The sequence below is a fragment of the Streptomyces sp. NPDC046876 genome (assembly GCF_040645035.1).
In the GTDB taxonomy this organism is placed as follows: Bacteria; Actinomycetota; Actinomycetes; order Streptomycetales; family Streptomycetaceae; genus Streptomyces.
Window position 1 is genome coordinate 114,669 of sequence record NZ_JBEYXK010000011.1, and the last position, 14,723, is coordinate 129,391.

The 14,723-nt window shown below is 73.2% G+C and carries 12 protein-coding genes; 4 read left to right on the forward strand and 8 right to left on the reverse strand.

Annotated features, from left to right (window positions below):
* The first annotated feature begins 56 nt into the window (after positions 1 to 56).
* Entirely contained in the window at positions 57 to 2,861 is a 2,805-nt protein-coding gene (locus tag ABZ924_RS09770; protein ID WP_361906392.1) for an AAA family ATPase, read from the forward strand.
* 14 nt (positions 2,862 to 2,875) lie between these two features.
* Here the strand turns inward: ABZ924_RS09770 and ABZ924_RS09775 are convergent, their stop codons facing one another.
* The 3 genes from ABZ924_RS09775 to ABZ924_RS09785 form a co-directional block, all read right to left on the reverse strand.
* On the reverse strand, positions 2,876 to 3,109 hold the full coding sequence (locus ABZ924_RS09775; RefSeq protein WP_361906394.1) for a hypothetical protein: 234 nt from the start codon (positions 3,107 to 3,109) through the stop codon (positions 2,876 to 2,878).
* A gap of 106 nt (positions 3,110 to 3,215) precedes the next feature.
* Positions 3,216 to 4,010, reverse strand: a complete 795-nt coding sequence (locus ABZ924_RS09780; protein ID WP_361906396.1) for a DUF4190 domain-containing protein — start codon at positions 4,008 to 4,010, stop codon at positions 3,216 to 3,218.
* Between the two features lie 98 nt (positions 4,011 to 4,108).
* Entirely contained in the window at positions 4,109 to 5,560 is a 1,452-nt protein-coding gene (locus ABZ924_RS09785; protein WP_361906398.1) for an amino acid permease, read from the reverse strand.
* Positions 5,561 to 5,729: 169 nt separating this feature from the next.
* Between ABZ924_RS09785 and puuE the strand changes: the two genes are divergently transcribed.
* Positions 5,730 to 6,638 (forward strand): allantoinase PuuE, encoded by a 909-nt coding sequence (gene puuE / locus ABZ924_RS09790; protein WP_361906448.1) that lies wholly within the window; start codon positions 5,730 to 5,732, stop codon positions 6,636 to 6,638.
* A gap of 48 nt (positions 6,639 to 6,686) precedes the next feature.
* Positions 6,687 to 7,466 (forward strand): hypothetical protein, encoded by a 780-nt coding sequence (locus tag ABZ924_RS09795; protein WP_361906400.1) that lies wholly within the window; start codon positions 6,687 to 6,689, stop codon positions 7,464 to 7,466.
* Positions 7,467 to 7,497: 31 nt separating this feature from the next.
* Here the strand turns inward: ABZ924_RS09795 and ABZ924_RS09800 are convergent, their stop codons facing one another.
* From ABZ924_RS09800 to ABZ924_RS09820, 5 genes are all read right to left on the reverse strand, one after another.
* Positions 7,498 to 9,765 (reverse strand): S8 family serine peptidase, encoded by a 2,268-nt coding sequence (locus ABZ924_RS09800; protein ID WP_361906402.1) that lies wholly within the window; start codon positions 9,763 to 9,765, stop codon positions 7,498 to 7,500.
* A gap of 135 nt (positions 9,766 to 9,900) precedes the next feature.
* On the reverse strand, positions 9,901 to 10,833 hold the full coding sequence (locus ABZ924_RS09805) for an aminoglycoside phosphotransferase family protein (RefSeq protein ID WP_361906404.1): 933 nt from the start codon (positions 10,831 to 10,833) through the stop codon (positions 9,901 to 9,903).
* A 57-nt stretch (positions 10,834 to 10,890) separates the two neighbouring features.
* Positions 10,891 to 11,127, reverse strand: a complete 237-nt coding sequence (locus ABZ924_RS09810; RefSeq protein WP_361906406.1) for a hypothetical protein — start codon at positions 11,125 to 11,127, stop codon at positions 10,891 to 10,893.
* A gap of 47 nt (positions 11,128 to 11,174) precedes the next feature.
* Entirely contained in the window at positions 11,175 to 11,342 is a 168-nt protein-coding gene (locus tag ABZ924_RS09815) for a hypothetical protein (protein WP_361906408.1), read from the reverse strand.
* A 97-nt stretch (positions 11,343 to 11,439) separates the two neighbouring features.
* Positions 11,440 to 12,930 (reverse strand): DUF6056 family protein, encoded by a 1,491-nt coding sequence (locus ABZ924_RS09820; RefSeq protein ID WP_361906410.1) that lies wholly within the window; start codon positions 12,928 to 12,930, stop codon positions 11,440 to 11,442.
* A gap of 266 nt (positions 12,931 to 13,196) precedes the next feature.
* Here ABZ924_RS09820 and ABZ924_RS09825 point away from each other — a divergent pair, with 266 nt between their 5' ends.
* Positions 13,197 to 14,723, forward strand: coding sequence for a hypothetical protein (locus ABZ924_RS09825; protein ID WP_361906412.1), 1,527 nt, complete (start codon positions 13,197 to 13,199; stop codon positions 14,721 to 14,723).

A 14,723-nucleotide genomic window follows, 5' to 3' on the forward strand; every position in this document is an offset into this window, starting at 1 on the left:
GCGGTACGTATCCGGGGCCGGGGTCCGGCGCCCTCCGGCTGCGGGATACTGCCGGGGTGCGAAGCGAATTCGTCGGTCGGGCGGCGGAGTTGGCGGTTCTGTCCCAGCGGTTCGGGGAGGCGGCGCGGGGCTCCGGGTCCGTGGTGCTGCTCGCCGGACCGGCCGGCATCGGCAAGAGCACGCTGGCGGCCGAGGCACTGCACCGCCATGCCTCTCCGGCGGGGTTCGCCGTCGTACGGGGCCACTGCCCGAGGGATGCGGTGGCGCCGCCGCTGTGGCCCTGGCAGCGGGCCCTGCGCCTCGCGGGGGCGGTCGCGGCCCGGGAGGAGACGGGAGTCGCGGCCGACGCGGGGCGGCCGGGGAGCGCGACGGTGCCGGCCGACGCGGCGGCGGTACGGTTCCTGGAGCTGGCCCGGATGAGCGGAGCGCTGGCCGCCGCGGCCGCCGAACGCCCTTTGGCCGTCCTGCTGGAGGACCTGCACTGGGCCGACGCCGCCAGTCTCGACCTGCTGCTGCACCTCGCCGGCGAGGTGGCCGATTCCGGGCTGCTCGTCCTCGGCACCTTCCGCGAACCCGTGCCCGAGGAGCCCGCCGGACTCCTCGCGGACCTGGGCCGCTACGGGGCGCTCACCCTGCGCCTGGCGTCCTTCACTCGGGACGAGGTCGCACGGTGCGTCGGCGAGGCGGAGGCGGCGGAGTCGTACCGGCGCACCGGCGGGCTGCCGCTGCTCGTCACCGCGCTGCACACGCACTCCGGCAACCTCGCCACCGCGGTCAGCGGTCTGCTGGCCGGGCTCACCGCCGAGCAGCGCGAGGTGGTGCGGGCCGCGGCCGTACTCGGCGAGCAACTGGACGCCGACCGGCTCGCCGCGGTCCTGCCGCAGCACGGCGAGGCGGCCGTCGCGCAGGCGCTGGAGGCGGCCTGGCACGCCGGGATCCTCACCGCGGCACGGACCACCGCGGCATGGACGACGGCCACCGCGCCGACCACCACCCGACGGCCCCCCGCTGCCGGACGCACCTACCGCTTCACCCACGACCTGGTACGCGACGAGGTGCTCGGCCGGATCACCCCCGCGACCGCCCGCGCCCTGCACCGCGCCGCCGCGCGGGCACTGGAGCGGGCCGGGGACCGGGTCGAGGCGGCCCGGATCGCGGCGCACTGGCGGCAGTCGGGCCCGGAGCCCGAGCACCGCCACGCCGCCGCGCACTGGTCCCGGATCGCCGCGGACCTTGCCCGCGGCGGGCACGCGTACGCCGATGCCGCCCGGCACCTGGCGGACGCCGTCGCCGTACTCGATCCGGCGGACCCGCAGCGCGCCCCCGCGCTGATCGAGCTGGCCCGCGCCGAATACCTGGCCGGGCGGTACGACGCCAGCCTGCGCCACTGCGACGAAGCCTCCGAGGCGGCGGTCGCGAGCGGCCGGCCGGCGCTGCTCGCCGAGGTCGCCCTGGTGCTGCAGGGCGTCACGTTCCCGCGGGCCGCGCAGGCCATCGCCCGGCTGTGCAGGGCGGCTCTGGCCGTGGAGGAGCTGCCGGGAGCGGTGCGCGCCCGGCTGCTCGCCCAACTCGCCACCGCATCGGCCGAACTCGACGCGCCCGAGGAGGCGGCCCGGCACGCCCGCGACGCACTCGGCCTGGCCGGGGCCACCGGTGACCTGCGGGCCGAACTCGACGCCTCCCGGGCCGTACAGATGACCCTGGCGCATCCCGACGACACGGCCGAGCGGCTGCGCCTGGGCGCGCTGGCCGTATCGCGCGCCGAGCAGCTCGGCGATCCGCTGGCCGCCGTCCTGGGCCACCAGTGGCGCGTCCAGGCCGGGTACCTGCTGGGCCGGATGGACCTGGTGGACGACGCGGTCCGCGGCATCGAGGCGGCCGTGGCCCGTTCCCCGCTGCCGCTGGCCCGCTGGCACCTGCTGCGCGTCCGCGCGGCCCGGGCCGTACAGGAAGGCCGGTTCGCCGAGGCCCGGCGCTCGGACGAGGAGGCCGCCGAGCTCGCCCGGGCCGGCGGGGACCAGTCCGCCACCGCGGTGGGCCATGCCCTGCACCAGCAGCTGGCCCTCGTACGCGGTGACGCCGGGGAGCTGACCGAGGAGATGTGGCGCGACCTCGACGGGGCGCCGAGGCACCCGCTGCTGCTGTCCATGCGGGTACGGGCGCTGTTCCTCGCCGGGCGGCCGGACGAGGCGCGGGACTTCTACGAGCGGCTGCGGCCGCTGCTGCCGGTCCCCATGGCGCATCCGCCGTGGCCCGCACTGCTGCTGAACCTGGTGGACGTGATCTCCCTGACCGGCGATGCGGAGGCCGCGCGGGTGGCGTACGACCAGCTCGCGCTGTTCCGGCCGTACCCGGGAGCGCTCGGCACGCCCACGGCGTACTTCTCCGGCACGGTCAGCCGCGACCTCGGCCGGCTCGCCCTGGCCGCCGGCCGGCCGTCACAGGCCGAGGAGTTGCTGCGCGAGGCGCTGGTGCGCAACCGGGCGCTCGGCGCACGGCCGTACGTGGCGCTGACCTGCCTGGACCTGGCCGCCGTCGTACGCGACAAGGGGGCCCTCCCCGAGGCGGCCGCCCTGGCCGCGGAGGCGCTGTCGATCGCCGACCGGCTCGACCAGCCCGGCCCTTCCGCCGCCGCCGTACGCCTGCTCGGCGAGGTCGCCGAGCGGCGGGACGGCGCCGATCCGCTGACGCCGCGCGAACGCCAGATCGCCGAGCTCGTCAGCCGGGCCCGTACGAACCGCCAGATCGCCGAGGACCTGGTGATCTCCGAACGCACGGTGGAAACGCACGTCCGCAGTATCCTCTCCAAGCTCGGCTGCGCCAACCGCACCGAGATGGCGGCCCGATGGGCGCGGCGTTGAAGCGCGTACGGCCGTCAGGCGACGGCCGGGCGCCGGCCGGCGAGGCGGGCCAGGTGGGCCTCGCGCAGGTCCTCCCACGGGGTGCAGTCCTCCACCGCGGGGAGGCCGTTGGCGGCGATGTCCTCCAGGACGGCGGCCAGCCGGTCGGCGTCGGCGCGGGTCCTGGCCGCGTACGCGCGCAGGCCGTCGGCGGCCGCGGGCTCCAGCGGCTGCCGTGCGGTGTCGGCGGGGGCCGGCTGTTCGCTCATCGGGGCTCCAGGGGCAGAACTGGCGTGTGCTCCCACGGTATCGCCGCTGCCGGGGCCGGGGGACCACTCCTGCCGAAGCGGGCTCCCGCCCCCGGCCGCGCGCGGGTCAGGAGCCGTTGGCGCGGAGCGAGCCGGTGGTGGGGCCTGCGGGGTTCCCGATGAAGCAGGTGATCTCCCGGTCTCCGCCGATCCACGTGGCGACCTGCGGGTAGTAGTAGAACACCTCGAGGGACTCGGGGAGCTTCGCGTCCTTGCCCACGTAGGCGGTGAGTTCGGGGCCGGCGCACTTCTCCTCGGCGGTCGAGACGACCTTGTCCTTGCCCGGGTACGCCCCGTCGTCCAGGCGGAACACGGCGTAGGCCTCGCCCTCGTGGGCCTGGGTGCAGGGCACGATCTTCACCGAGGAGCCGCCCTGGCCGCCGTTCTTCTCGTCGTACTGCGCCAGCTTGCCGCCCGTGTCGAAGCAGTCGCCCTTGCGGATGTCCTCCAGGCTGACAGAGCCCGGGGTGGTGACCTGGCCGCCGGTGTCGCGCTTCGGCGACGGGCCGTCGTCGAAGGCTCCGGAGAACCCGAGGGTCAGCACGATCGCGTAGAACGCGATGGTGGCGCCGTGGATCGCGATGGCCGCGATGGCGAAGCCCTTGCCCTTCTCGCCCCGGGTGCGGATCTGGGAGAGGGCGACGAAGCCGAGGATCAGCGGGACCGTCGGCAGCGCGCAGAGGATGGACATGCAGAACGCCACGACGGCCCAGGCGTTCATCTTCTGCGGCGCCATCGGCATCTGGGGCGGCGCGTACCAGCCCTGCTGGCCGTACGGCCCGGGCTGCTGCCCCGGCTGTCCGTACGGGCCCGGCGGGGGGTACGGCCCGGGGGACGACGGCGGCTGCGGCGGTATGGACATGGGTGTGGTGCTCCTTGCACAAAGGGTGAGGGAAGCAACCTACAGCGCCCACGTCCGGCCGGACCATCGGGCGTCCGGCGGCAGGCCAGGCGTCCGCCCTACGCCGGCGGGCCCGTTCCCCCGGCGGTATCCGGCCCGGGCTGCCCGGCCAGCTTGGAGTGCCGGTAGGAGTAGCCGAAGTAGATGACCAGACCGACGAGGAACCAGACCACGAAGCGGATCCACGTCTCCACGCGCAGGTACGTGATGAGCCAGATCGAGGCGACGACGCCGACCGCAGGGGTGAGGGGCATCAGCGGCGTGCGGAAGGTGCGCGGCAGGTCGGGACGCCGGTAGCGCAGCACGATGACCGACGTGCACACGACGGCGAAGGCGAGCAGGATCCCGATGTTGGTGAGCTCCGCCGCCTCGCCGATCGGCACGAAGCCCGCGAGTGCCGCCGACGCCACGCCGACGATCCAGGTGACGCGGGTGGGGACGTGCCGGGTCGGGTGGGTCTTGGCGAACCAGTGCGGCAGCAGCCCGTCACGGCTCATGGAGAACCACACGCGGGTCACACCGAGCATGAACGTGAACATCACCGTGAGGATGCCGATGATCGCTCCGACGGCGATGAAGTCGGCGACCACGGGCAGTCCGACCGCCTTGAAGGCCGAGGAGAAACCGCTCTCGGGGTCGATCTCCGTGTACGGCTGCATGCCCGTCAGGACCAGGCAGGCCAGCACGTACAGCACCATGGCGATGGCGAGGGAGTAGATGATCGCCCGCGGCATGTGCCGCTGCGCGTCCTTGGACTCCTCCGCCGCCGTGCTCATGGCGTCGTAGCCGAAGACCGCGAAGAAGACCGTTGCCGCGCCGGTGAAGGCGCCGCTCACCCCGAAGGGGAAGAAGGGCGTGTAGTTGTCGGTGTTGATGTGGAAGAAGCCGACGACGATGACCAGCAGTACGACCAGCACCTTGAGGCCGACGACGACCGTCTCGAAGCGTGCCGCGCTCTTGATGCCCAGGTTGAGCAGATAGGCCGTGAACAGGCACAGCACGGCCGCGATGAGGTCGAATCGGTGCCCTGCGCCGGTGCCGGGAGCGCCCAGCATCCAGGTGGGCAGGCCGGCGCCCGTGTCCTCCAGGAGGAAGTTGAAGTACCCGGAGATGCCGATGGCGACCACCGCGACGATGGCCGTGTACTCCAGCAGCAGGTCCCATCCGATGAACCATCCCGCCAGCTCGCCGAGGACGGCGTAGCCGTAGGTGTACGCGGAGCCGGCCTTCGGGATCAGACCGGCGAACTCGGCGTAGGAGAACGCCGCCGCGGCGCTGGCCACACCGGCGATGAGGAACGAGAGGAGCACCGCCGGTCCGGCGACACCGTTGGCGACCGTCCCGGCGAGCGTGAAGATGCCGGCGCCGATGATGCCGCCGACACCGATGGCGGTGAGCTGCCACAGGCCGAGGGTGCGGGTGAGCTGCTCACTGGCTGCGCCCTCGGGCTCCTCGATGTGCTCGATCGGTTTGCGACGGAGTGCGCCCTGGCCCGACCACAGTGTGGCCATGCTCCGTTCCTTTCCGTCGGGGTGACGAGCGGTGACGAGCGCACATCATCGCGGACGGACCGCCGTGGCGGAACTAGGCGCTCCGGCGGCTTTCGGTAAGGTGCGGCGCGTGTCCGAGCCCGCGTCCGAGCCCGTGTCCGAGCCCGTCTCCGAGCCCGCGCCCGAGGACGTGCCCGAGCATCGGCGCGACTTCGCCGGTTACGGCGCCGAGCCGCCGCACGCCGCCTGGCCCGGCGGGGCCCGGGTCGCCGTCAGCCTCGTCCTCAACTACGAGGAGGGCGGCGAGCGGAACGTCCTCGAGGGCGATTCCGCCTCGGAGGGGTACCTCCACGAGATCGTCGGCGCGCCGCCCGTGGTGGGCGGGCGCGAGCTGAACGTCGAGTCGATGTTCGCCTACGGTTCGCGCGCCGGCTTCTGGCGCATCCACCGCACGCTCGCGGCGCACGGCGCGCCCCTCACCGTCCACGCGGTGGGGCAGGCGCTCGCCCGCAATCCGGACGCGGCGCGTGCGATGGGCGCCGCCGGCTGGGAGGTGGCGGGCCACGGGTGGCGCTGGATCGACTACCGCCATGTGCCCGAGGAGGTCGAGCGGGCCGACATCGCGCGCTCGGTCGCCACGATCGAACGGCTCGTCGGACGCAGGCCCGTCGGCTGGTACACCGGCCGTACGAGCACCGGTACGCGGCGCCTCGTCGCCGAGGAGGGCGGCTTCCTCTACGACTCCGACGACTACTCGGACGACCTGCCGTTCTACGTGGAGGCGGCCGGCCGGCCGCACCTCGTGGTGCCGTACAGCCTCGACGCGAACGACTTCAAGTTCCTGATCGTCCACGGCTTCACGACCGCCGACGACATGCTCACGTACCTCGTCGACACCTTCGACGCGCTGCATGCCGAGGGCGCCGACCGGCCGCGCATGATGAGCGTCGGCCTGCACTGCCGGATCACCGGCCGGCCCGGCCGCATCCGCGCACTCGACGCCTTCCTGCAGCACGTCGCCCGGCGCGGCGGCGCCTGGCTCACCACACGCGAACAGATCGCCCGCCACTGGCTCACCACCCACCCGCCGCTGCCCTGAGTCGCATCGTGGTGCACCGCGCTTTCGATCACACATACGATGCGGGGCATGATCGTCGCTTCTGTGGACACCACCTCGCCCGAGTACGCCTTCGGCCAGGTGGTCGGAATTCTGGGCGTCGCCCTGGTGGCCATCGTGGTGGTCTGGCGGCAGACCCGCGACTGGCGCGCGCCCTCCACCCCGCCCGGTGGCGATCCGGCCGACACCCTGCGGGAGGCGAGGAAGCGGCACCTGATCATCGTGGGCGCGAGCGTGCTCGTCTTCGTGGCCGCGTGCGCGAAGGCGGTGGTCTCCTACGACTACGAGCCGCCGGCCTCGGACACGCGGGCACCGGCGGCCGCCCGGGGCGGCGCGGAAGCCGGCGAGCCGCACACCGGCGCCCTCCCGAACAGCTTCCAGGACTTCCGGCGGCTGACGGGTGAAGCCGCCGAACGCGCCGAGACCGAAGTGGTGGCGGGCCGCACCCTGCCCGAAGGGTGGAGGACCGGCTACTACGACCGGGACGGGGACGGATCCTTCGACCTCCTCGTCGGCGTCCGCAGCGCCGAGTGGGACCCGACGATACGCCGGGAAAAGGCGAACAAGTCGATCGCGCAGGAGTTCCGCAACGCCTTCGGCGGCGCAAAAGCGCACGATGTGACCGGCTTCGACGCAGGCCGGTACGGCGGCGGCCTGAGCTGCGGCCTCGTTGCCGGCCCTGACGGCGACCAGGCCATGTGCGCGTGGAGCGACGCCACCACCTTCGCCGTCGTGCGCCAGGTGCAGGAGACCGACCTCGCCGCCGCCGCACGGACCACCCTCGCCCTCCGCAACGCGACCACCCACTGACCACCGCCGAGCATGGCCGGCGGTGATCGGTTCAGCCGATGACCCGCTTGAGCGGGGAGGTCAGCTTGCCCGTGACCACCAGGGCGTAGTCCTGGGGGCCTTGGAGCAGGCTTCGGGCGTAGATCTGGATGAGGTAGCGGCCGGTCTGGGGGGACGGGATGCGGATGACCTCCACGTTGTTCGTGCTGTCCGTGCGCAGCAACCGGTTGGGGAGGTCGCCGTTCCCGGTGAGCTTGGTCCCGTCGGGTGCCTCCAGCAGCAGGCTGAGGTCGTTCTGCAGGGATCGGCTGGGCAGGTCCGTGTAGGCGAGGCAGAACCGCAGCGGTGTGCCCGCGGCTGCCTCCACGGAGAGCCGGATCCGGTCGCCGTTCTCGCGCAGCTGCCGGGCGGGGGTGTCCCAGGTGTCGATGAAGTCCAGCACCAGGTCCGGGCTGTGGGCGTTGGGGAGTGTGGAGGGCAGGTGGATCACGCCGAATCCCTGGTGGTAGTGGGGGTCCTCGGCCATCGCGTCCTGTCCGGACAGTGTTCTGGTGCCGTTGATGAGGGTGGCTTTGATCAGTGCGGCGCTCGGGTCGGCCGTGCGTTCACGGACGTAGTACTCCCGTACCAGCGCGGCGCAGCCTGCCACCAGCGGGGCGGCCATGCTCGTACCGCCCATGAAGGCGTACCGGTCGTTCGGGTGGAGGCCCCAGAAGCTGCGCTCCGGGGCGGTGGCGGCCCGGGCCGAGAGGATGTCGGTGCCGGGGGCGACCACGTCGGGCTTGATCCGCCAGTCATCGCACGGGCCCCGGCTGCTGAATGCGGCCAGCCCCTCGGCGTCGCCGGAGACCTTCTCCCGGGCGATCGGGTCGTCGGGGAAGGGGAAGCCGTCGTGGACGTCGTGCCATTCGCCCCAGGTCGTGGCGGCAGCCGGTCCGTCGGTCCGGTCCGTGCGGGCCGCGCCGACGGTCAGCGCGTTCTTGCTCGTCGCCGGCGAGCCCACCGACAGCCAGTCGACGAAACCCTGCTCCGAGCGGAGGCGGACGGCGGCCGCCGTGCCGTCGTTGCCCGCGGCGATGACGACGAGCATGTCGGGCCGGCGCCGCATGAACGCGTCGACCTCGTCGGAGTCGGCGGTGTACGCCGCCTGGGTCGGCGCGCCCCAGCTGTTGTTGTGGATGCGGGCGCCTGCCTGGTACGCGGGCTCGAAGAGGTCCTCCAGAGAGAGCGGCAGGCCGCCGAGTCTGCCGACCGAATCCATGATCGACTGGAAGTACAGATTCGCCTCCGGTGCAATGCCGCGGAACGTCCCCTGAGAGGCGGAGCCGTCACCGAGGATGGAGCCGGACACATGGGTGCCGTGTCCGTGCGGGTCGGAGGAGTCGCCGGGGCGGCCCAGTGCCACCGTGCCGAGGACACGGCCGGCGAAGTCGGGGTGGGTGTCGTCGAGTCCGGTGTCGGCGACGGCGACGACCTGGCCCCGGCCGGTGAACGGCAGGTCGCCGCCGGGGTTCCCGGAGGAGGTCACGCCCAGCAGGACACGGGCCGCGTCGTTGTAGAGCCGCGGCGGCACGTACTGGGTCATCTCCACGACACCGGGGACCTGTTTGATCTCGCCCTCCAAGGGCGAACCGGCGGGGAGCCGGATGCGCATCCGGCGGCCGGACTCGGCGAGGATCTCCGCGCCCCCTTCACCCGCGCGTTCCCGGATCCACGCGGCCACGGCGGGTCGGGCCTCCGCGTCGGTCAGCACCACGTCCCAGGTGCGCGTGCCGGTGTCGACTTCAACGGTTTCCTCTTCACCTTCCGCTCGGCCGACCTCCCCTGCCGGGAGCCGGACCGGAGCGGCCAGGTGCGGGCCGTAGCGTTCCACCGATCCGACGAAGGGCAGGTTGAGGACCTCCTCCGCCTGCTCGGGGGTGGCGGTGAGCACGTAGGCGTACGTGGGGACGGCGCGTTGCAGGGTGGCGCCGGTGCCGAGTACAGCGGCGCGCTGCTCCTCCACCATGGGGCCGCCCAGCCGCAGTACCCACTGGGCGGGTACGCCCGGCTCCAACGGCAGGACCTCACCCGGCGGTGCCGTGTCCCTGGCCTCGGCTTCGGAGCCGCGGAGGGCGAACCCGGCACGGGCGGCGGAGGCCGTCTCGAGCCGGGCGTCCGGGTTGAGGGGGTCGACGGTCAGCCCGGCCTCCTCCAGCCGGCCCCAGTCGCGGACGTCGATGTCCCCGATGACGAAACTGCTGGTGACCGAGGTATTGCTGAGGACGCTCAGCGCCTCGGCGGCCTCCTCCTCATGCATGTAGTAGGCGATCACACGCATGGCTATTCGCCTCTTCCGGACGGAGCACGGAATTCGGTTGAAAGGTCTATGAAATGGGGTCGGCGAAAGTCGAACCAGACCCGGACATACGCACTTTCACTGTAACTCCGGCCCTCCGTGTCCGCCGGTCCGCCGTCATCGGGTCAGGAGGGCCCGGGCGATGGTCGTCTGGGTGGGGTTCATGCGGGTGGCGCCGTCTTCGACTGACCACAGGGTGTTCTGCAGGACGCGGCCGAGGGTCCAGCCGGTGGCGCGGTGGCGGTCGAGGGCGAGGACCTCGGTCATCAGGTCGAAGCGGCGGCGGACCGATCGGGCGGCATTCCGTGAGGCCTCCACCTCGTCCCAGCGGTTCTGGAGGGCGGGCAGGAGGTCGAAACCCGGGTCTCCGGCGAGGGGTTTGGGGTCGATGGCCAGCCAGGATTCCCGCTCTGCCGCGTGAAGTGGGGCCAGGACGTTGTCGTAGTGGAGGTCCCAGTGCAGGAGGCGGTCACCCGGCTCGTCGCACAGTTCCCGTAGGGCAGCCGCGCAGGTCTCCACCAGTCGGCGGTCCTCGGGCTCCGCCAATCGGGTCATCGCCTCGGGCACCGCGTCGAGCATGGCCGCCGCGACGTCCGCCAGACGGCGCACTCCTTCCGGGGCCGGGAGGGCCACCAGGCGGGCCAACACCTCCGCCAGGGCCTGTACGGCTTCTGCCTCGTCGGCGACGGAGGCCAGCGAACGGGCCGCGTCGAGGCGTTCCAGCAGCATGGCGCCCGTGTCGGGGTCGGTGGCGAGGAGGGAGACCGCACCCCTGCCCGCCCACCTCCGCAGGGCCAGGGGTTCGTCCCTCGTCTCCTCGTCGACCTGCTGGAGCTTCAGTACGGCCGGCGTGCCGTCGGTGCAGAGCACCGGGAGGACCAGCGCGACCGCGCCGTGCCTCGGCGGCCCGTCGAGCCGCAGCTCCCAGCGGTCCATGCAGTCCGCCGAGAGGGCAGGGAGTCCTGCGATCCATGCATCACCTGACGCCCCGAACCACGCGTGGTACGAAGCGGCGAGGGCCTCTGGAATGCGGATGCGGGGAGTGACCACAGCAGCATGCTGTCAGCGGGCAGGGCTGCTGCGCGAGTGAGATTCCGGGGAGCGCGGTCACGGCACGGTCCAGTGGAATTTGCCGCCTCCGACCCAGCGGACCTCGTCCAGGTCGTCGAGGTCGTGGATCGGGACGCCCAGCTCCGCGGCGACCAGCAGCACATCGGTCATCGAGGTCGCCCTGCCGACGAACTCCCCGTCGAGCTCCACGATCCGGAAGGGCGGATTGCCGGGCTGGACGCCCAGGACGGTGATCCGTGCCGGAGAGAGGTGAGGTGCCGAGCCTTCTGTCATGGGGAAACGGTTGCACGCCGCGCCCGGTGAGGGGCACGGCGACACGGTCAGTCGCCGCCGCCTCCCCCGCAGGACGAGCCGCACGAGGAGCTGCCGCCGCAGGAGTCGCCCCCGCCGTCGCCCCACGAGACCTTGCGCCGCCGCCGTTTTGGCCCGCGCAGTACCTGGAAGGCCACCACGACGATGACCAGGGCCATGGTCAGTACGACTGCCATCGTTCTCCCCCGTTCCTCTTGTGTTGTTGTTGCGTCGTGGGAGCACGATGCCCCGGACAGGGGCCGTGGCACGCCCGGGTTGAGCAACTTCAGAGCTTCAGCGGCGGTGGATGCGGGGGATTCCGTACCACTTCGCGACGCAGGCGGCGGCCCAGTCGCGTTCGTAGACGGACGTGAAGAACGGTTCGGCGAGGTTCCCGATGCGGAGGGGGGTGTAGCCGATGTCCGTGGCGCCCTGGGCGGCTTCCTTGCGGATGCGGGAGTTCTGGGCGTCCCAGGCTGCGGCTCGGGTGACCGTGGTGGTCGTGAGGTGCTGGACGTTCGGGACGAGTACGGCCGCCGAGGCCAGGGCCAGGCAGCCCGCCAACACGGTTGCGGCTGCCATGGGCGGGCGACCACGGTCCGCGAGGCGCTGGCGGCCCCATGCCCCGACGAGGGCCCCGTAGGCGCAGAGCGCCAGTTCCATCGGTACGAGGAAGCTCGTCCAGGCGCGGGCGTACGTCCAACCGGTCGGGCCGTAGCCGCTGCGCAGGCCCAGCACCACCGCGAAGGAGCCCAGGAGCACGACGGGCACGGGGAGGAGGAGCAGGGGGATGCGCAGCCTGGTGGCGGGCGGGATCCGGAGTGTGGTGCCCAGGCCCAGGAGGACGCCGGCTGCGGCGGCGCCGAGGTAGGCGGGTTGCCCGGTGACCACCTCCCACATGTGCAGCCAGTCCTCGAAGGCAGCCCGGAGCTCGCGCGGCGAGAGCAGCGGCTCCGCCGCCGGCTGATGGGCGCGGCGCCAGCGGGCGCCGGGGGACGTGTAGAGGACGACCAGGCCGCAGGCGAGGCCGGAGCACCAGAGCAGGCACCAGGTGAGCGCACGCCGGTTCCGCAGCGCCAGTAGCGCCAGCAGCGCGACCCCGGCTGCGAGCAGGCCGCTGACCAGCGCGAACGGTTCGCTGAGCATGCCGATCGCGAAGGCGATGAGGAAGGCCCCGGTGAAGCCGGCCGCGCGGACGGCGGGGCTGCGGTGGCGTACGGTGCGGATGCCCAGCAGGAGCGCCCAGGCCCCTATGACGCTCGGGATCGTGTGGGAGATCGTGGCGGGGGCCCAGAGGAGGACCTGGTAGGTGCGGGTGCCCGCGAAGTAGAGCAGCGCCTGGATGAGCAGGGAGCAGGTCAGCAGGAGGAGCACCTTGGGGTTTCCGCCCAGCTGACGGGTGAACTCGCGCGCCAGGAGCACCAGGGCCGTGGTGAAGGCCACGACGATCGCGGTGGGGAGGAGCTTTGTCCCCGTCAGGCCGTCGGCGTAGACGACACCGCTCAGGAAGGCGTTGGTGATCCTGCCGTTCTGGGTCCGGTAGAAGTCGGAGGTGATGCCGAGGACTCCCAGGTCGCGGGACTTCCAGGCGGCGCACCAGTCGTCGGACGTGGGGCGTACGTACAGGCCCAGGAAGCAGCCGACCGCGATCAGGGCTCCCGCCGCCGACACGAGGACGGCGCAGGTCCCCGGCAGGAGGAGCCGGGGGAGAACGGGGGCGGTGGTCCCGCCCTTCGGGGAGGGGCCCGTGCGGGTCTCCTCCCGCGCTGTCGGAGCAGTGCTCATTCACCACCCCTTTGCAGCGAGGGTCGGCCGGCCGGGCCCCCATCGTGTGCACGGGTGTCCGGCTTCGGCATCCCGGATGCGGCAGGACGGGTTACGGGGACGGGGGGCGGGGGGACGCTGGGGCGGGGGCCGCGCGGGCGGCGGGATCCCCCGGCCCCCCGGCCCCCCGTCACCCGAGCGGCTGCGCTCCGTGGCGGCTCCGGGGCGGCTCTTCCAGGATGGGCAGCGGGCTCCGCTTGCAGGGAGTGCCGACGGAGGGAGTGGTGATGCCCGGAGTGCGGCCTCTTCGGTGGGTGGTGGCGGTGGTGGCCCTGGCGGGCGTCGCCCTTCCCATGTGCGCCGCGGGACCGCATGCCGGACGGCCTGCGAGTCCGGCGCGCCCGGCGCTCTTCGTCGGGGCCGTGGGGCACCAGGGCCGCGGTGATGCCGAGGGCAGCTACGCGCCCCTGTCGGTGCTCGCCGCCCCGACCGTCGGCCTGCTCTCCAACACGACCGCCGTCGAAGGGGTCCTGTTCTCCACCGCCAGGGGCGCGCGGTACGTCGAGCACAGCAACGTGCTGCGGTTGCCGTCGGGCGGGTGGAGGTACCTTCCCGCCGGCCGGAGCGCGTCCGCCGTGGTCCAGCGGGACCACGCGGCGGCGCGGTGGCAGATCGCGCAGAGCCGCGCGTGGCTGGCCGCCGGCCGGGTGCCCGGCCGGACGCCGGTGCAGCGGGCGGCGGCCGAGCGGGCCCTGCTGTCCATGCGCGCCCTGCTCCAGCCGAACGGCGCCGTGGCGGCGGGATGGACCCCCGGCTGGAAGTACTCCTGGCCGCGCGACTCGAGCTTCGTCTCGGCCGCGTTCGCGCACACCGGCCATGACGCGGAGGCCTATCGGATCCTGCGCCACAGCGCCGCGACCCAGCGCAGGGACGGCACCTGGGAGGCGCGGACGAAGCTCGACGGATCCGGGCCGCCGGACGGCAGGCGGTGGCAGCTGGACGCCAACGGGTGGGTGCCCTGGGCCGCGTGGCAGTGGTACCAGGCCGCCCCTCGGGACACCCGGCGCGCCCGGCTCGACGCCCTCTACCCGATGATCCGGAAGGCGGCCGACCGCGCGGCGGCGTCCTTGCGGGCGGACGGGCTGCCCCCGGCCTCCCCGGACTACTGGGAGCTGATGACGACCACCCCGAACATCGGGACGGCCGCTCCCCTGCTCGCCGGGCTCAACGCCTCCGCGGACCTCGCCCGGGAGACGGGCCGGCCGGGCGACGCGGCGCGCTGGGCCGGTGCCGCGCGACGGCTGTCCGCGGCGATCTCCGCGCGGTTCGCTCCCCTGGGCTACCGGCGCACCGTCGACGGACGGCACGGATACGACAGCGCGGTGGCGTTCATGGCGCCTCCCTTCAACGCGGCCCCGGCGGGGCTGCCGCGGGCGCTGGAGGTCACGTACCGGGCGCTGCTGCTGCCCAACGGCGGCCTGACGCCGGGGAACGACCCGGCCGCGCCGTGGGGCGGCAACGCCTGGACGCCCAGTACGTCGTTCTTCGCGCTCGCGTGGGCCGGTACGGGGAGGGCGGCGAAGGCCGAACGGGTGCTCGACTGGGTCCTGTCGAAGCGGAACGCGCTCGGCGAGCTGCCGGAGAAGGTGGACCGGCAGGGGCGGCCCTCGTCGATCGCCCCGCTGGCGTGGACGGGCTCGATCGTCGTGCTCTCGCTCGTGGCGCTCGAGTGCGCCGGTGGCGGCACCAGTCCCGGCCAGGGCACCAGTCCCGGCACCGGCGCCGCGTTGCCCACGCCGCCCTTGCGGTCCTGA